Raw genomic sequence first — 17215 nt, forward strand, 5'->3', positions numbered from 1 at the left:
TCATGACCTCACATCGCGCTATCGCCCTCAATGTCCTCGCACTCTACGCCCTCGCCGCGCTGCTGGCGGCCGCCTTTGCCGCGCAGTTCATTTTGGGCGAACTGCCCTGCCCGCTATGCCTGCTGCAGCGGATCATGTTCGCGCTGCTCGCTATAGGCCCGATCCTCAACATTCGCTTCGGCCCGCGCCCCAGCCACTATGCGCTATCACTGCTCGCCGCCGTGGTCGGCGCCACCGTCTCGACCCGGCAGGTGCTGCTGCACATCACGCCCGGCGATCCCGGCTTCGGCACCGCGCTGTTCGGCTATCACTATTACACCTGGGCACTGATCGGCTTCGTCGCGGCGATCGTGCTGCTGTCGCTGGTGCTGCTGTTCGACCGGCAATTCGAGAAGGCCCCCGCTGCTCACTCGGCGCCCAGCATCATCGCCCATGTTGCCGTCTGGCTCGTGATCGGCCTGACGGCTGCGAACATCGCCTCGACCTTGCTCGAATGCGGCTTCAAGGCCTGCGCGGATGATCCCGTGGTGTATGAGTTGCTGAAGCGATAGCGGCGTCGTTCCCCGCGGGTGCGAGCGACCTTACAAATGCGTTGCTGGCACGTCAGGACGACCAACCCGCATTGTCGTAAATCTCTCCGAACGTCTGAACCGCGATACAGTTGACTCCCATCGACTCCAAGAAAAAGAGCTTTCCGGCCTGCCTGTCGTCGGACATATCGTTTTTGTAAACATACCAAGCTGGATGAAAGCGCTCGCGAAACTTCTTGAAGTACTTGGCACGCTCAATCAGAAGCCAGCGCAGAAAGACTTCGTTTTCTTCAAGAGCCAAACCAAAGATGAGCAAGGGCTTGTTGAACACAACATGCACCCAGGTATTCGCACCTGCCCAATCGCGACGATCCTTTGCTCCGAAGAGAGGGGCGCCGCCGCTGTGATGAAGCCAAGTCCGGGCTCGCTGAACTGACCCCATATAGTGACTGAGTCCCAGGCGAATGCTTCGCTTGTATTTTACCATCCCGTTGATGTGCCAAACGCCAAAAGAAGCACAAGGATTTATGATAGCCGTTTGGCTAAAGTGACACTCCCACGGGTAGTAGCTCGTGAATTTCGGATTTTTCGGACGCCAGAACTGTGCATTGACAGCATCGCCCAACACTTGATCGAAGTTCGTTGTGAGCACTGGAGTACGGTGTCGGACTGCCCAGCTCATGATCTTCCGGTGATGTGGGAGTACATCCCAACCGTCCAGGAGCGCACAAAATTTCTCCTGCAGAGCACCGATCTTACTCCCGGACAAGAGCTCCAGCACATCATAAAATTCTGTAAGCGTCGTGCCAGGTGGTACCTCGACAAGCCCGGGCGAGCACTCTTGAGCAATCTCAACGAGCAGCTGATCCCAGGAATTTACACGTTTCGATTCTACGTATCGGTGGATGCCGTTTCCGATGATCAGAGCCAAATTATCGCTGCTCTGCTCAAGCAAGGCGCTAAGGCTGTTGACGGGGTTATTAGCCACAATTCCTCATGATGCTACTGCGGCGATAAGACGGCATACCACACTCAGCCTTGCCGCCTGAGTTCTACCCGCTCTTAATCCGAATCTAATGACATCAAAACACGCTTGGCAACGCCCGGCGGCCAATCTAACAACGGCACCATGACCGAGATCACTGGTATCGCCACCGCCTTCGCTCCGTTCGAAACACTGGCCTCTTCGCTTCTGCATCACGTCAAGACCGATGACGGCTCGCATGACGTCGCGCATCTGGCGCGCGTCTGGTCCAACGTCCGCATCATCCAGCAAGCCGAAGGCGGCGATCCCGAGATCCTAGCGGCAGCGACGCTGCTGCACGACTGCGTCGCCGTCGAGAAGAGCTCACCGCTCCGCGCTAATGCCTCGCGCCTCGCTGCCGAACACGCGGTCAGCCTTCTGGCGCCGCTGGACTGGACGACCGAGCGGCTCGAGCGCGTTGCCCATGCCATCGCGGCCCATAGTTTCTCGGCGAAGATCACACCTGAAACGATCGAAGCGCAGATTCTGCAGGACGCGGACCGGCTGGACGCCATGGGCGCCATCGGCATCGCGCGCTGCTTCTACACCGCCGGGCGGATGCAATCCTTCCTGTACGATCCCGAAGATCCCGCTGCGCGGCATCGCGCCTTTGATGACCGCAATTTTGCGATCGACCATCTGCCGGCCAAACTGCTGACGCTCGCGGACGGCTTCAACACCGTCACCGGCCGACGCATGGCGCAGGAACGCCACGCGCGGACCGAGGCTTTCCTCACGGCGTTTCTGGCCGAGGTCGGCGTCTCGTGAAGTGGGCGCTTATGGCGCCCACTTCGTAAACACGTAATCCCGCTCCTTCACGCGTGCCTCGTGACACGCAAAGCAGGTTTCGTGCTGTGCCTGATCCACCGGCTTGCCGTTGATGAAGCGGCCGAAACCCCAGCCGCCTGACGCGGCATACTTCTTCGAATCCTTCACCATGACCTGAACAGTGGTCGCGGCACCGGGGATCGAGGCGGATTCGAATTCAGGCGACTGGGTGTGCTTCCAGGCGAGCTTCACCAGCACCGTGCCATCGGGAAACGGCAGCTGGCCGTCCCGATAGGCTTTGACGGCGATGTCGTTGCCGACCACCGCGCGCAATTCATTCAGAGGCTCGGCCTCCTGCGCCGGCGCGATCAGCTCCCATTTGCGGTAGCCATCGGGAAGCCCGACGCCGTAGATCGGCGACAGGTTGGCGGGATTGACCGTGTTGGCGGCAAAGGCCGCCACCACCACGGATGACACCACGCCTGCCGCGAGGCTCGCTGCAAGAATCCATCGCATCGCGGATCTCCCTCAGCGTGCCATCGCGTCGGCGTCGATGATGGCCTGGGCGAATTCACGCGGTGCTTCCTGCGGCAGGTTGTGACCGATGCCACCATTCACCGTGCGATGCTCGTACTTGCCGGTGAACTTCTTGGCATAGGCCTTGGGATCGGGATGCGGCGCGCCATTGGCGTCGCCTTCCATGGTGATGGTCGGCACCGCAATCGCCGGCCCCTGCGCCAGCCGCTTCTCCAGCTCATCATACTTCGCCTCGCCCTGGGCGAGTTCGAGCCGCCAGCGATAGTTGTGGATGGTGATGGCGACGTGATCGGGATTCTCGAACGCCTTGGCCGAGCGGTCATAGGTGGCGTCATCGAAATTCCACTTCGGCGAGGCCAGCTTCCAGATCAGCTTGGCGAAGTCGTGCCGGTACTTGTCGTAGCCCAGCCGGCCGCGCTCCGTGGTGAAGTAGAACTGGTACCACCATTCCAGTTCAGCCTTCGGCGGCAGCGGCATGCGATTGCCCTCCTGGCTGCCGATCAGATAGCCGCTGACGGCGACCAGCGCCTTGACGCGCTCCGGCCAGATCGCAGCGAGAATGTCGGCCGTGCGGCCGCCCCAGTCATAGCCGCCGACCACGGCCTTCTCGATCTTCAGCGCGTCCATGAACGCGACGATGTCGGTGGCCAGCGCCGCCGGCTGGCCATTGCGCACCGTCGCGTCGGAGAGGAAGCGCGTGCCGCCATAGCCGCGCAGATACGGGATGATGACGCGGTAGCCGGCCGAGGCCAGCAGCGGCGCGACATCCACATAGCTGTAGATGTCATAGGGCCAGCCGTGCAGCAGCAGCACAACGGGGCCGTTGGCCGGACCGTCCTCGGCATAGGCGACGCTGAGGTCGCCGGCATTGATCTGCTTCAGCGGCTTGAACGACGTATGCGTGCCGCGCTTGATGGCCGGGAACTGCTTGCCGGCCTTGGCGGCCTGCGCCGCGGCGGAGCCGATGCCGCCGAACTGAGCTGCGGCGATGCCCATGAGCGCCGCGCCCAGCAGGCTGCGGCGGTTGAAGTGGCTGGTGTCGCGCTTGTCATTCGTCATGGTGCAGGTCCTCCGGGCAATGACGGTTGAGGCCGTCGATGTGCGGACCATGCCGCGGTACCAGCATCCTCGCTTGAAGATTTCTTCGATTTTCTCTTGAGAAGGCCATGATTTATCGTTGAGACGGGGTGTGCTAGGGGACGCTCCTGCGCACAAGGCCTTGGCGCGACAACAGGTATTGGACCCCCTATCTTGCTGTTCCGGTTCGACGAATTCGTCCTCGACACTGACCGGCGGGAGCTACGGCGGGGCACGGACACGGTGGCGGTGGAGCCGCAGGTGTTCGATGTGCTGGAATTCCTGATCCGCGCGCGGGAGAAGGTCGTCAGCCGTGACGATCTGCTGGCCGAAGTCTGGCATGGCCGCATCGTGTCCGAGGCGACGCTCAGCAGCCGGGTCAACGCGGCCCGCACGGCCATCGGCGACAATGGCGAGCAGCAGCGGCTGATCCGCACTTTGCCGCGGAAGGGGTTTCGCTTCGTCGGCGAGGTCATCGAACGGACCGACAGCCCCTCTCCGCCCGTGGTGACAACGCCCGCAACTGCACTCCTGCCCGAAGCCGCCGACCCCGAAGGGCTATCGATCGCGGTGCTGCCCTTCAACAATATGAGCGCGGACCCCGAGCAGGATTATTTCGGCGACGGCATTGCCGAAGAGATCATCACGGCGCTGTCGCGCTGCAGCGGGCTGTTCGTGATCGCACGCAATTCGTCCTTCACTTACAAGAACAAGCCGGTTGATATCCGAGACGTCGGCCGCACGCTCGGCGTCAATTACGTGCTCGAAGGCAGCGTCCGCCGTGCCGGCGAGCGGCTGCGCATCATCGCGCAATTGATCGACGCCCGTTCCGGCGCGCATCTCTGGGCCGACAAATTCGACGGCGATCGCAGCGATGTATTCGACCTGCAGGACCGCATCACCGAACAAACCGTCGCCGCCATCGAGCCGACGCTACGCATCGCTGAAATCGAACGGCGCAGGCACAGCCGTCCGAACAAGCCCGATGCCTACGACCTGCTGCTGCGCGCCTCCGGCTACCAACACGATTTCACGCCCGAAAGCATGACCGCGGCGCTGGATTGCCTACGTCAGGCTCTGGCCATCGATCCGACCTACGCCCCGGCGATGGCAGCAGCGGCCTATTGCCATGCGCAGCGACATTTCCAGGGCTGGATCAGCCCAGACGACGCCCATCGCAGCGAAGGCCTGGCGCTGGCGCATCGCGCCATCGAGCGGATGCCGAACGATCCGCAGATCCTCTGGATGGCTGCGTTTGCGGTCTGGAATCTCGCCGAGCCACAGAGGGCGAAGGACGCGGCCATCGAATTGTTCAGCCGCTCGCTCGCGATCAATCCAAACTCCGCCACTGCACTCGCACTGGCCGGATGGATCGAGACCATGCGCGGACAGCAGCAGGCCGGCCGCGCTCTGCTCGACCGTGCGCGTCGCCTGAACCCGCTCGATCCACACGGCTGGTTCGTCTCCGGTGCGCTGGCCATCGCCGCGATCATCGACGAGAACTATGCCGAAGCGATCGCTTGGGCCGATAAAGCCTTGCTGCAGAACCGCCGCTTCGCCGTCGCACTCCGCGCGCTCGCCGTGGCGCTCGTGAAAACTGGCGCGCACGAACGCGCCGCACAGGTGGTCGAGGAACTGCTCACCATCGAGCCGGAGCTGACGGTCTCCGCCTTCTTTGCGCGCATCCCGGTCCCCGTCGAATCCATGGCGAAGACCTATGCGGATGCGCTGAAGGCCGCGGGGCTGCCGGAATGAGTATCCGCCCTATCGTCCGCTATCCCGACCCGCGTCTCGCGCAGCCGGCCGCTGATGTCACCGTGTTCGACGATGCGCTGCGCACGCTCGCCGACGATCTGCGCGACACCATGCATGCCGCTCCCGGCATCGGCATCACCGCGCCGCATATCGGCGTGCTGCTACGCGTGGTCGTGCTCGATCTCGGCGATGGCGCCAAGACCTATGTGAATCCGGAGATCGCATGGGCCTCGCCCGAACTGATCATGCATCAGGAAGGCAGTGTCTCGATGCCTGGCGTGACTGACGACATCCAGCGCCACGCCCGCGTACGGATCAGCTATCAGGATCTCGACGGCAATACGCAGACAGAAGAGTCCGACGGCCTGCGTGCGGTTTGCCACCAGCACGAGATCGACCAGCTCAACGGCATGTTCTGGATCCAGCGCCTGTCGCGCCTCAAGCGCGAGCGGCTGATCAAGCGGTTCGAGAAGTTGTCGCGCGCCTGAAGCGCGCGACGACCGTCACGTCCGCCACTGCGATTGGCGGTATCGGCCGGATATCAGCCTGAGCCAGGGCACGGCATGGAACAAGCTCATGAAGGCATACATCACCGCCATTCCACTCCACGGCGATGAACGCGACGTTGAACAGAGCAGGTCCGGCGAACTGCCATCGAGCACACCCGTCAGCAGCGCCATCAATGCGAAGGCCGGTGCGGCCGTAAGGCATAGCCAATCGGCGGCCGGCGCAAGGCTACGCATTTTCCAGCGATAGGCCTTCGCGCGATCGACGTCATCGATAGCGCTACTCATCGGTCTTCCTAAACGTGGCCTCTCCGGCGGCCGAGACCTCGACCCATTTCTTGTCGGGTGCGGCGCCAGCGACATAGTTGTCGTGCCAGTTCCACCATTTGTAGGTCGGAGTCTGAGGGTAGCCTTCGGGCGAATCCTCCCAGACCTCCTGGCGGCCGAGCGGCGTCGCGTCGAGATAGCTCCAGGTGGTCCCCATCGCCTCGTCGCCGCGGCTGTTGATGAAATAGGTGCGGAACACGCGGTCACCGTCGCGGAAGAACACGTTATGGCCGTGCCACTCGTCGACACCGAAGTCGGCGTCGAAACTGTCTGTGATCGTGACCCACGGCATCTCCCAATCCATCCGCGCCTTCAGGCGTGCGATGTCCGCCTGCGGTGCCCGCGAGGCATAGACGAGCGTGGTATCACGGGCATTCAGATGCGCGAGGTGGGCGACCTGATCGGCACCCAGGGAACAGCCGCGGCAGGCGTGATCAGGCCAGCCGAACACGCCGGGCTCGAAGAAGGCGCGGTAGACGATCAACTGGCGGCGGCCGTCGAACAGGTCGAGCAAGCTGGCTGTGCCGCCCGGCCCCTCGAACGCATAGGCCTTATCCACTTCCATCCACGGCATCCGCCGGCGCTCGGCAGCGAGCGCGTCGCGCGCGCGCATGACAGCCTTCTCCTTCACGAGCATGTCCGTTCGCGCTGCCTCCCATACCTGCGGTGACACAATCGGTGGTGTTTTCATCGGTGCCGTCATGGCCTTCTCTCCACTTTCGTCCATCGTCATGCGTTCCCGACACGACTTGCCGGTTGATCGTCGTGAGGTAGATTAGGATCCGGCAATGGACGGGTGGGAGTGACAAGTGTGGCGGGATTTGAATGGACTCCCTGATCACCGCCGCAGGTCACGCGCTCGCGGCGGGTGATCCGCTGGGTGCCCTGAAGCGTGTTGCATTGCGTGATGACGCGCCGGCGCTTGCGCTACGCGGCATCGCAATGGCGCAGCTCGGCGATTTCGCACGCGCGAAGGAGCTCGTGAAACGGGCCGCGCGCGCCTTCGGTGCGAAGGAACCCGTGGCGCGTGCGCGGTGCATCGTCGCCGAGGCCGAGATCGCCCTCGTCTCGCGCGATCTGAACTGGCCCACCAAGGCGCTCGACGCCGCGCGGCTGACGCTCGATGCCCATGGCGACCACGTGAATGCGGCCTATGGCGGCTATCTCGACGTCAGGCGGCTTCTGCTGATCGGACGTCTCGACGAAGCTGAGCGAAAGCTCGGCGCGCTCGATCCCGCGCCTCTGCCGCCCGCCTTGCGTACCGCTCACGCGCTGGTCGTCGCCGGCATCGCGATGCGCCGCCTGCAGGCGAAAAAGTCACGCACCGCGATTGCCGACGCGCAGCGTGCCGCCAGGCTTGCCCGCATTCCGGCGCTAACGGCCGAAGTGGACACTGCGTCCCGACTTCTCGATGCTCCCGCTGCGCGTCTGATCGCACGCGGCGGCGAACGCGTGTTGCTGCTCGACGATGTCGAGGCGCTGCAGAATTCGAAAGCCATCGTCATCGATGCGTGCCGGCATGTCATCCGCTGTCAGAAGACAGAGCTGTCGCTGGCCACCCGGCCCGTTCTGTTCGCCCTCGCCCGCGCACTCGGCGAAGCATGGCCTGCGGATGTTTCGCGCGAAACGCTGCTGGCGCGCGCATTCCGCGCCAGACATGCCGATGACTCTCATCGCGCGCGGCTCCGCGTCGAGATGGGACGGCTGCGCAAACTGCTTGCGCCGCTGGCCGAGGTGAACGCGACCAAGCCCGGTTTTGCGCTGGTCCTGCGCCGCGCCCGCGACGTCGTCGTGCTGGCGCGGCCGGTCGAGGAAGAACACGCCGCAGTGCTCGCGCTTCTCGCCGATGGAGAAGCCTGGTCGAGCTCTGCACTGGCGCTCGCGCTCGATACCAGCCAGCGCAGCGTTCAGCGGGCACTCGACGAACTTGCCGCCACTAACAAGGTACAACCGTTCGGACGCGGACGGGCGCGCCGCTGGATGTCGCCATCCCTGCCGGGACTCGCGACGATGTTGTTACTCCCGCCGCCGCTGCCGGATCATTAGGGTCGTCGTCACATCATCACGGAGAGTTACATGACCAACTCAGCAGCCGAAATCATCCGCGAATATGGCCCCTTCGAGGGCGTCGACGGCGTGCATGGCGTCACCTATGACGGCACGCAAGTCTGGTTCGCATCCGGAAACAAACTCCACGCACTCGATCCCGCAAGCGGCAAGACGGTGCGTGCCATCGACGTTGCCGCCCACGCCGGCACCGCCTTCGACGGCAAGCATCTGTTCCAGATCGCCGAGGACCGTATCCAGAAGATCGATCCGGCGACCGGCCGCGTGCTGAATACCATCCCTGCGCCCGGCGGCGGTGCCGACTCCGGCATGGCCTGGGCCGAAGGCACGCTGTGGGTGGGACAATATCGCGAGCGCAAGATTCACCAGATCGATCCCGACACTGGAAAGATTCTGCGCACCATCGAGAGCAACCGCTTCGTCACCGGCGTCACCTGGGTGGACGGCGAACTCTGGCACGGCACCTGGGAAAACGACGAGAGCGACGTGCGCCGTATCGATCCGCAGACGGGCGAAGCGCTGGAGCGGCTTCAACTGCCGGAAGGCACCGGCGTGTCGGGCCTGGAATCCGATGGCGCGGACTGCTTCTTCTGCGGCGGTGGCGGCAGCGGCAAGCTACGCGCAATCAAGCGACCGAAGCGGAAGTGATCGATCGCATGAGCCGCCTCCCGTCGCGGCTTACTTCTTCCCCTGCGGATGGATCGTCTCGCCCTTCTTCAACATCTCGACGAACGCCGCGATCCGCTTCTTGCGGCCGGCCTCGGTCTTCAGGTTGTTCACCCGGAACGCCAAAGCGAAGCGGTTCTGCGCGCTGAGTTTTGCCAACATCGCTTTCGCTTTTGGCTCGGCGTCGATCGCCGCCTGCAGGTCAGCAGGAAGCTCCGACGCCTTGACGCGATAGGCGCGATCCCAGCGACCATCGGCCTTGGCCGCCTCAACATGGACAAGGCCGTGCCCGGTCATGCGCTCTTCGTCGACGAGGCGCGCAATATTGTCGACGTTGATCTTGCTCCACACGCTTTTTTTGCCGCGCGGCGAATAGCGCTGCAGGAAGCTCGTCTCGTCCAGTCCCTTGCGGATGCCGTCGATCCAGCCCCAGCACAGTACGACATCGATCGCCTCCTGCGGCGTGATCGATGCGAGGCCGGATTTTAGCTTGTGAATCTTGATCCAGACCTCGTCGGCCTTGTCGTGGTTCTTGCCGAGCCATTTATAGAAGGCGTCGGCGCTCTTGAACTCGCGCACATTCGCGGGATCGACTTTGACGGGTGCCATGCTCTGTCCTGACCGCTGCGCGCTGCGTTAGCGCGCGTCCAGCCCCATCTGCCAGAAATCAGCTTCCAGCCGCGACGCCTGGCCAAACAATTTGGCGAGCTCCGTAAAGCGCCGCTCGGTCATCGCACGCGCGGCGAGATCGTCGAGATGGCGGCGTGCTTTCATCGCGATATCCTGATAGGCGTCGCCGGCATATTCGCCGATCCATTCGCGATAAGGATGATCGCCGAGCGCGTCGGCACCACCCGGCGCGAGCTTCTTGCCGATCTCGGCATAACCGATCACGCACGGTGCCAGCGCCACATGCAGATCGAGCAGATCGCCGGCGGCGCCGCAGTCCAGCACGAAGCGCGTATAGGCCACCGTTGCCTGAAGCTCGGGCGCGGCCTCGATGTCGGCGGGCGACAGTCCCCAGCGGCCGCACAGTTTTATGTGAAGCTCCATCTCGCCGAGAATGGCCGCAAGTCCGCCTTGGGCCGCTTTCATGTCGTCAAGCGAGCGGCTCTTGTACGTCGCCAGCGCATAGGCGCGCGCGAACTGGATCAAGAACAGATAGTCTTGCACCAGATAGGCGCGGAACGCGGGTTCTGGCAGCGTGCCGGCCCCGAGCTGTCGGACGAAACTATGATCGACATAGCTGGACCAGTCATCGGCCGAAGCTGATTTGAGACGATCAAAAATATCCATGCGCATTCCAGTTCACGCGTTCATCCGTCCACTGCCCTGCGTTGCTCTACGCCACTTTGCGGTATAGGGCAGCACGAACATATAGAGACCGCTGAACATCAACAGAAACAGCGGTGGCAACGGCGAGAAGGTCACCCAGGCTGGTGGCTCGCCAAATCCGCGGACAGCGAAATTGGCGATGACCGTCACGGTAAAGGCCAGCGACAGCCAGCGGTGTGCGTATCTGATCCATAGGCTCATGTTGAGTAACCCTCAGTGCAATGCGGAAGTTGCGTGAGTTCTGTGTCGGCCGAATTCAGTCCAATCGCGCCAGAAGCTGCTCCATCGACGCTAGGAATCGCGGCCATCCGAACTTGGCGCCCTGATAGGCCTGCTCCTGATCCGGCCGGAAGCCGATCTGCTCCATCCGCAGCAGTGTCCCGTTGCTTGAAGGTGTGAGGGTCCAGGTCACGACACTCTCGAGACCCAGGGCCTCCCACGTGTAAGCGAGCTTTTGGTTCGGCTCGACTTCCGTGACCCGGCAAGCGACCACGCCCCAGTTTGCGCTCAGATCAAAACGATGCCCGAGGACGGGCTGGAAATCGTTTTTCATCAGCCACTCGGCGATCAGATGCGGCTGGGTCAGCGCGCGCCAGAGCTTTTCCGGCGCGTGGCCAAATTCCCGCTCGACGACGACGGAACGTGTTTCGGCTGCAGTATTGGTCAATTGTCCATCCTCTTCAGCAGTTGTTCGAGATCGTCGAACCGGCTCTCCCAGAACCCGGCCATCTGGCTGGTCCAGTCGAGCAGCGGCGCCAGGGCCGCCGGTTGCGATCGATAATGTGTCTGACGGCCGCTCTGGCGATCGAGCACCAGCCCCGCCTGCTTCAGCACACCGAGATGTTTGGAGACCGCCGGCTGCGAAACCCCGGCTTGCGCGGTCAGTGCCGCGACGGTCTGCTCCCCCTCACGACAAAGTCGCTCGAAGATCGCTCGCCGGGTCGGATCGGCGAGCGTCTTGAAGAGCACATCGAAGGTGTTCGGCATCGCCATCCATAACCCGTCAGCTATCGATCAGATCAATAACCAATGAGTTATGGATTAGTCAAGCGTGAAAAGGACGGGAGGGAGTTCTCGAGATCGCGGAAGCACGATCGTCGTCTGAGGCAAGTTGACTCTATTTGCCGTCGTCGAGGCTCACGATCACCGCCGCATTGGCAATGAGAATGCCGTCGCCGCCACTCTCGGCCGGAATGTCGAGGCCGCCTTTGACCGCGGTCACGGTCACGGTGCCGTAAGGCAATTCCTGCGCGACCGCCGCCGTGTCGACGTCGTCCGGATTCGGCACCGCGACGGTCACATCGACAAACATGTCATACGGCGTCTTGCCAACCATCCGGAAGAAGCCAACGCTGGAATGGCGGATTGCATCGGAGACCGCTCGCTTCGCAGCCTTAGTGGCGTCGCGGCCGTGGACGTCGACGCCCATGCCCATCTCGGTGATACAGCGCACACGTGCCATTCGTTGTCCTCTTCGCTCATCCAGAATTGTGTCGATGCCGAGTTAAGCAATCTCGCGCGACTTACACCAGTCGTCTGCTCGCCAGTTCCGATCAGCGACCAGCCAATGTGCAACCCGGCTGCGGCGGAATTCTGCCGAGCGCACGGACGGTGACCAATTCACTGCCCTGCGTCCTGGCGATGAACATGCTCATGGTCGCATAGTGGTTCGCATCGATGGTAACCGTTCCAGTCGGCGACGGGATGGTGAGCCCGGCCAGCGCATCGACGATGGCCTCCTTGTCGACACGGCCCACTTTCTCGATCGCAGCCTTGAGCGCGATCAGCGTGTTGTAGTGGCTCATGACATAGTTCGACACCAGCACGTCGTTGCCGGCTGAGGCCCGCACCTTGGCGACGAACGCCTTCATCTCCGGCGCGTCGCTGGTCGCCAGCGATGGCACGACGGTGATCATGTTCTGGCCCTTGCCCTTGAAGATGCCGAGATCGATCTCGGACAATCCCAGGAATGCAACCGTGGTCTCCTTGAACAAGCCCTGATCATCGGCCTGCCGGATGAAATCGATGCCGTCACCCTTCAGCGCGAACAGCAGCACCTTCGGTTTGGCCGCCGCCACCTGCTTGATCAGCGGCGTGAAGTCCGTCTCGGTCCCCTGCGTATATTGCGTGCCGACGATGGTGCCGCCGAGCTTCTCGATCAGCGGCTTGGCTATATCGAACATCTGGTGCGGCCAGACGCGATCGGCGCCGAGCAGGAAGTAGGTGTTGCCGACAGCCTCGTTCACATAGGGCAGCAACTGGCCGAGATCCTGGTTAGGCACCGTGCTGAACGAAAAGATGTAGCGGCTGCATGTGCCGCCTTCGAAATTGGTGGCGTAAAGCAGCGGCGTCTTCGTGCTCTCGGCAAGCGGCCTGATCGCATTGAAGTTGGCCGAGGTGACAGGGCCGACAACCGCCACGACGCCGCTGTCGATCACCGACCGCATCGCGCTCTCGGCGGAGGCCGGCCGGGTCTTGTCATCGACATAGATGACCTCGAGCGGCCTGCCGAGAATGCCACCCGCCGCGTTGATCTCCCTGGCAGCGAGATCGAGCCCGAGTTTTGCTTGCTCACCATAAAGTTCGACACCGCCGGAAAACGGCAGGACCGCGCCAATACGGATGGGATCGGCGGCATTCGCAGCGGAGCCGAGCGCCAGAGGCCCCAGCAGGAATGCGAGCGTGACAAACCCTGCAACAGATAACTTCATGCGCGCTTCCCTCTGCCATGAGCTGCGCGGTCGGCGCACCTGGACTCGCGGTCATGATTGCCCCGGAAAGATCGCAGCGCGCAAGAGCCGATCAAGACTCTGCCTGCTCAGGGCAACGCGGTCGACCTGGGCACGGGTACGGCAGGCGCGGGAGCGTCAGTGACTGGCGCGACAGGCAGCGGGGTTTCAGTTACGTCCGTTACGGGAGCGGCAGCCACGGGCGCGACACTATCAGGGACAATCGACACCGGTGCTCCAGCAACGGGAGCCGGCGTGATTGCCACTGGCGCACCTGCTGCAGGAGCGTCGCGAGCCACAGGGACAGGAGCAACCACCGGAGGGACTGCGGCATCGATCATCGGCTTGCAGAGCATCACGGCCGCAGCCGCTGAGGTCAATGCTGCCAGACTCTGGAGCTCCGGCGCTTGTCGGGGGTCCCCGGCCACTGCGGCTGCTTCGTCGCGAAGCCTGGCGTTGCAGTCGCAGTTAGGAATGCCGCTCGCCGGTGTGCAGGCATCGTGATTCATGCAGGCGAGATCGAGGGCATCGATGGGCGGTTTGCCCGGCCGATTGCCGGCACCGCAGTAATTGCCATGAATCAGCGTCGCGCCGTCAGTGGCGACAGCCGGATTGCTGCGGGCGGCCCGGGCGCCAGACGCCCGCTCCTGCGCATACAGAGGCGCCGTTGCTACGCCGGTGCATAACATCAACAGCGCCGCACACCAGCAGCGCAGCCACGGAGCGATGGACAAGGGTTTTATCATTCTGGAGGGGTCCGCCTGGCGCCGACGGAAGATGTCGGCCGCCAAGCATACGCCCAACCTGCCCCAAGGTTCCCGACCGGGTTCCCTCGGGTTCCACGAACCCTGATGGTCAGCCCGCCATCAGTTCCTTCGCCAGCGCCATATAGGCCGGCAGCGTCACCGGATCGTTGGAGGCATTGCCAGCGACCGGATGCGACGCGTAGCGCGCGATCACCATCTCGGCCTTCGGATCGATATAGAGCCCCTGCCCGTAGACGCCGCGCGCCATATACCCGCCGTGTTCATTATGGGTCACCCACCACTGGTTGCGATAGGACGCGCCAGGCAGCGTGGTGTAGCCGGCCGGCTTGAACTTGGCGGGATCGGCGCCGCGTTCGATGTCCTCGACCACTGCGCTAGGCACGATCTGGCGGCCATTGAAGCGCCCGTGATTGCGCATCATCTCGCCGAAGCGCGCGAGATCGCGCAGCGTCGTCGATAGCCCGCCGCCACCGCTCTCGGTGCCGATGCGGTCGACGTGATAATGCGCGTCCTCCTCCGCCCCCATCGGCGCCCAGATGCGTTCCGACAACAGATCGGACAGCGTCATGCCGCTGGCACGGCGGATGATCCAGGCCAGTACGTCGGTGTTGACGGTCTTGTAGGCGAAGGCCTTGCCATGCTCGCCCTGCTTCTGCTGCGTGCAGAGAAAGGCGAAGATGTCGCTCGCGCCTTCGTAATCCGGAGGGATCGGCGCCATGCCATTGGCGCGCCGCAGTCCCCACACATCGGAATTCTTGTCGGTATAGACCTCGGTGTATTTGAGCCCCGTGGTCATATCCATGACCTCATGCACATCAGAATCGCCGAAGGCGCTCGCCTTCAGCTCCGGCACATAGTCGGTGACCGGCGCCTGCGGATCGATCTTGCCTTCGCCCACCAGAATGCCGGCCAGCGTGCCGGTAAACGACTTGGTCACCGACATGGCGATATGCGGCTTGTGCGGCTTCAGCGCGCCGGCATAGCGCTCGTAAATCAACTTGCCCTTGTGCAGCACGGCGATGCCGTCGGCATAAGTCTCGTCGAACATGCGCGCGAAGGTCATCGGCCGGCCGTCCATGGTGGTCGACGCGATTCCGCCGATATCGCGCTCCGCGCGCGGCAGCACCGAAGCGCCGCCTGCGCCGCGCCAGACATTCACCGTTGGCACGAGCTGGCGGACATTGCTCCAGGCCCAGCGCAGTTCGGGAAAGTTGCGGAACGAGCCGTCGTGGAAGGTGATGAGCCTGTCTTGCGGCGGCGGAAAGCCTTGCATGAAGCCGAGCGTGTTCGGATCGGTCTCGGCGGCGGTAGGGGCTTGGCTCGGTGCAGGCGCGTCAGACATGAAGGGGCTCCGGGAGGATGATGAGCCAGTCGTAACATCGCGGAGAATGACGCACATCCCGCGTTTGAGCGGGGGTGCATTGATCAGTCGCATGTCGTCTGGCGACTGCCGCAGGCGACCGTCCTTCACTCGAACAGCCACCTCATCTTGATCATTCTGAATCGAGCGTGTGACGCTCCGTAATTTCATCTCTAAGTTAGCAGCTCGCTCAATGCTCTCGGTTTCGAAGAATATCCGTGGTCCGGCGGGGTCCGATGACAAGTTCGGCCCGCGAAATTCCGCGGCCAAAAATCGAAATCGGTTGTCGGGAGAGGCGCTGCTCGTTCGTCCTAAGGATGCGAAACACCCAGGTGGAGAGAAACAATGCCCACGATTAGCGCCTTTGAACGGTCTCCCGATCGCGGAAGGGGATTGGCGCGTGACATGAGCGTTCGCTGGGCGCTCGAAGAGGTGGGCCAGCCTTACGACGTCCGTCTACTGTCGTTCGCTAAGATGAAAGAACCCGCACATCGCAGGCTTCATCCCTTCGGACAGATCCCGACCTACGAAGACGGCGACCTCATGCTGTTCGAGTCGGGGGCGATCGTCTTCCATATCGCCGAGCGCCATCCGGGCCTGCTGCCAGACGATGCGAATGCCAGGGCGCGCGCGATCGCCTGGATGTTCGCCGCGCTCAGCACCGTGGAGCCGCCGATCGTGGAACGCGGAGCCGCCACGCTCACGGAGCGCGACAAGACGTGGTACGCGACGCGCCTGCCGATTCTCGACGATCGCGTCCGCGCCCGACTGGGAGACCTGTCCACCCGCCTTGGCGACGCCGACTGGCTCGACGGCAGGTTCAGCGCCGGTGATCTGCTGATGGTGACGGTGCTGCGCAGATTGAACGGGTCGGGACTACTGGAGGACTATCCGAACCTCTGCGCCTACATCGCCCGCGGCGAAGCACGGCCCGCCTACAAGCGCGCCTTCGCCGATCAACTGGCGGTCTTCACCGGCAAGCCACCGACCGGCTAACAAAAGTCCGCTCTGGGGTCACTGGAACTCTCCAGAGCTATATGACCATGTAGATGGTCAGGAGCGGCATATGAACGCGATCAATCTGGCAGATTGCAAAGACCCATTTGAGCGAACTTGTCGATCGGGTCGAGGCGGGAGATTCGATCGCATCACCCGGCGCGGAAAGCCGGTCGCGCGGCTCACGGCCGTGGCCTAGGCCGCGCAAGCCGATTGACGCGGCCCAGCTCCAGTCCCTGACAGCGAGCATGCCGTTGCAGACACAGGCCGCCGCCGATCTGGTGCGATCGATGCGGGACAGCGACCGCTCCTGATGCTCTATCTGGACACGTCGCTGATTGTCGCCGCGCTTTCGAACGCGGCGATGACGTCATACGTCCAGGATTGGCTTGCCGAACAGGAGCCCGCGCAGCTTCTGATCAGCGACTGGACCATCACCGAGATGTCCTCAACCTTGGCAATGAAGCTGCGAACCTTGCAGATTCATCCGGAACAGCGCGCGGCTGCGCTGGCCATGTTCAGCAGACTGGTCGTCGAGAGTTTTACGGTGTTGCCGGTGACTGGCAGACACTTCAGAACGGCCGCAAAGTTCGTCGATCAACACACACTCGGACTCCGCGCCGGCAAGGCGCTGCATCTTGCCCTCGCCGCGGAGCATGGCGCTACGGTGCAGACGCTGGATCAGCGCTTGGCCGACGCCGGGCCGGTGCTGGGCGTACCGACGAAATTGCTGGCGTGAGACGTAGGGCGCAATAGCGAAGCGTATTGCGC

22 protein-coding genes and 1 pseudogene are annotated in these 17215 nt (G+C 63.0%); 9 read left to right on the forward strand and 14 right to left on the reverse strand.

The genetic code is table 11. The features are described 5' to 3' along the window. Positions 1-2: 2 nt before the first annotated feature. Positions 3-551: a disulfide bond formation protein B gene (locus tag HP556_RS05450; RefSeq protein ID WP_175366188.1), complete on the forward strand. Its 549-nt coding sequence runs from the start codon at positions 3-5 to the stop codon at positions 549-551. 52 nt (positions 552-603) lie between these two features. On the opposite strand, the gene HP556_RS05455 is transcribed toward HP556_RS05450, so the two are convergent. Further along, positions 604-1518 carry a hypothetical protein gene (locus tag HP556_RS05455; protein WP_210269079.1) on the reverse strand — a complete coding sequence of 305 codons (915 nt, stop codon included), beginning with the start codon at positions 1516-1518 and terminating at the stop codon, positions 604-606. 141 nt (positions 1519-1659) lie between these two features. Here HP556_RS05455 and HP556_RS05460 point away from each other — a divergent pair, with 141 nt between their 5' ends. Further along, complete coding sequence (locus tag HP556_RS05460) at positions 1660-2322, forward strand: HD domain-containing protein (RefSeq protein ID WP_175366189.1); 663 nt, start codon at positions 1660-1662, stop codon at positions 2320-2322. 9 nt (positions 2323-2331) lie between these two features. Here HP556_RS05460 and HP556_RS05465 read toward each other — a convergent pair whose 3' ends face one another. Beyond that, positions 2332-2838, reverse strand: a complete 507-nt coding sequence (locus HP556_RS05465; protein WP_175366190.1) for a cytochrome P460 family protein — start codon at positions 2836-2838, stop codon at positions 2332-2334. Between the two features lie 12 nt (positions 2839-2850). Next, positions 2851-3855 (reverse strand): alpha/beta fold hydrolase, encoded by a 1005-nt coding sequence (locus tag HP556_RS05470; RefSeq protein WP_246297429.1) that lies wholly within the window; start codon positions 3853-3855, stop codon positions 2851-2853. Between the two features lie 255 nt (positions 3856-4110). On the opposite strand from HP556_RS05470, the gene HP556_RS05475 reads away from it, so the two are divergent. Together HP556_RS05475 and HP556_RS05480 are read left to right on the forward strand one after the other, a co-directional pair. Beyond that, the gene (locus HP556_RS05475; protein WP_175366192.1) at positions 4111-5691 is read left to right on the forward strand and encodes a winged helix-turn-helix domain-containing tetratricopeptide repeat protein; all 1581 of its coding nucleotides are present in this window, start codon (positions 4111-4113) and stop codon (positions 5689-5691) included. Beyond that, the gene (locus HP556_RS05480; protein ID WP_175366193.1) at positions 5688-6179 is read left to right on the forward strand and encodes a peptide deformylase; all 492 of its coding nucleotides are present in this window, start codon (positions 5688-5690) and stop codon (positions 6177-6179) included. Before HP556_RS05475 ends, HP556_RS05480 begins: the two co-directional genes overlap by 4 nt. Positions 6180-6194: 15 nt before the next feature. On the opposite strand, the gene HP556_RS05485 is transcribed toward HP556_RS05480, so the two are convergent. Then, positions 6195-6485: a hypothetical protein gene (locus tag HP556_RS05485; protein WP_246297410.1), complete on the reverse strand. Its 291-nt coding sequence runs from the start codon at positions 6483-6485 to the stop codon at positions 6195-6197. Then, positions 6478-7227 (reverse strand): DUF899 domain-containing protein, encoded by a 750-nt coding sequence (locus tag HP556_RS05490; RefSeq protein ID WP_246297412.1) that lies wholly within the window; start codon positions 7225-7227, stop codon positions 6478-6480. The genes HP556_RS05485 and HP556_RS05490 overlap by 8 nt, the downstream gene beginning before the upstream one ends. 122 nt (positions 7228-7349) lie before the next feature. On the opposite strand from HP556_RS05490, the gene HP556_RS05495 reads away from it, so the two are divergent. Both HP556_RS05495 and HP556_RS05500 read left to right on the forward strand, forming a co-directional pair. After that, positions 7350-8570: a helix-turn-helix domain-containing protein gene (locus tag HP556_RS05495; protein ID WP_175366194.1), complete on the forward strand. Its 1221-nt coding sequence runs from the start codon at positions 7350-7352 to the stop codon at positions 8568-8570. A gap of 30 nt (positions 8571-8600) precedes the next feature. Beyond that, a complete protein-coding gene (locus HP556_RS05500) occupies positions 8601-9239 on the forward strand; it encodes a Vgb family protein (protein ID WP_175366195.1) in 639 nt (212 codons plus the stop codon). Between the two features lie 30 nt (positions 9240-9269). Here the strand turns inward: HP556_RS05500 and HP556_RS05505 are convergent, their stop codons facing one another. The 9 genes from HP556_RS05505 to HP556_RS05545 all read right to left on the reverse strand — a co-directional run bounded on the left by HP556_RS05505 (position 9270) and on the right by HP556_RS05545 (position 15430). Then, positions 9270-9866, reverse strand: a complete 597-nt coding sequence (locus HP556_RS05505; RefSeq protein WP_175366196.1) for a YdeI/OmpD-associated family protein — start codon at positions 9864-9866, stop codon at positions 9270-9272. A 27-nt stretch (positions 9867-9893) separates the two neighbouring features. Then, positions 9894-10553 (reverse strand): TenA family protein, encoded by a 660-nt coding sequence (locus HP556_RS05510; RefSeq protein WP_175366197.1) that lies wholly within the window; start codon positions 10551-10553, stop codon positions 9894-9896. A 12-nt stretch (positions 10554-10565) separates the two neighbouring features. Then, positions 10566-10793, reverse strand: a complete 228-nt coding sequence (locus HP556_RS05515; RefSeq protein WP_175366198.1) for a hypothetical protein — start codon at positions 10791-10793, stop codon at positions 10566-10568. Between the two features lie 55 nt (positions 10794-10848). After that, positions 10849-11259, reverse strand: coding sequence for an SRPBCC family protein (locus HP556_RS05520; RefSeq protein ID WP_175366199.1), 411 nt, complete (start codon positions 11257-11259; stop codon positions 10849-10851). Beyond that, positions 11256-11579 carry an ArsR/SmtB family transcription factor gene (locus HP556_RS05525; RefSeq protein ID WP_093761570.1) on the reverse strand — a complete coding sequence of 108 codons (324 nt, stop codon included), beginning with the start codon at positions 11577-11579 and terminating at the stop codon, positions 11256-11258. Before HP556_RS05525 ends, HP556_RS05520 begins: the two co-directional genes overlap by 4 nt. A 130-nt stretch (positions 11580-11709) precedes the next feature. Then, the gene (locus tag HP556_RS05530; protein ID WP_175366200.1) at positions 11710-12054 is read right to left on the reverse strand and encodes a Lin0512 family protein; all 345 of its coding nucleotides are present in this window, start codon (positions 12052-12054) and stop codon (positions 11710-11712) included. A gap of 91 nt (positions 12055-12145) precedes the next feature. Further along, on the reverse strand, positions 12146-13303 hold the full coding sequence (locus HP556_RS05535; RefSeq protein WP_175366201.1) for a substrate-binding protein: 1158 nt from the start codon (positions 13301-13303) through the stop codon (positions 12146-12148). Positions 13304-13410: 107 nt separating this feature from the next. Continuing rightward, positions 13411-14055, reverse strand: coding sequence for a phospholipase A2 family protein (locus HP556_RS05540; RefSeq protein ID WP_175366202.1), 645 nt, complete (start codon positions 14053-14055; stop codon positions 13411-13413). A gap of 121 nt (positions 14056-14176) precedes the next feature. Then, positions 14177-15430, reverse strand: coding sequence for a serine hydrolase domain-containing protein (locus HP556_RS05545; protein WP_175366203.1), 1254 nt, complete (start codon positions 15428-15430; stop codon positions 14177-14179). A gap of 363 nt (positions 15431-15793) precedes the next feature. Here HP556_RS05545 and HP556_RS05550 point away from each other — a divergent pair, with 363 nt between their 5' ends. The 3 genes and pseudogenes from HP556_RS05550 to HP556_RS05555 all read left to right on the forward strand — a co-directional run bounded on the left by HP556_RS05550 (position 15794) and on the right by HP556_RS05555 (position 17183). Next, a complete protein-coding gene (locus tag HP556_RS05550; protein WP_120292210.1) occupies positions 15794-16444 on the forward strand; it encodes a glutathione S-transferase family protein in 651 nt (216 codons plus the stop codon). A gap of 70 nt (positions 16445-16514) precedes the next feature. Then, positions 16515-16758, forward strand: a pseudogene (locus tag HP556_RS30195) (type II toxin-antitoxin system Phd/YefM family antitoxin). Then, the gene (locus tag HP556_RS05555; protein ID WP_175366204.1) at positions 16758-17183 is read left to right on the forward strand and encodes a type II toxin-antitoxin system VapC family toxin; all 426 of its coding nucleotides are present in this window, start codon (positions 16758-16760) and stop codon (positions 17181-17183) included. Before HP556_RS30195 ends, HP556_RS05555 begins: the two are co-directional and overlap by 1 nt. The last annotated feature ends 32 nt before the right edge of the window (positions 17184-17215 follow it).

Source organism: Tardiphaga robiniae, from assembly GCF_013359755.1.
In the GTDB taxonomy this organism is placed as follows: Bacteria; Pseudomonadota; Alphaproteobacteria; order Rhizobiales; family Xanthobacteraceae; genus Tardiphaga; species Tardiphaga robiniae.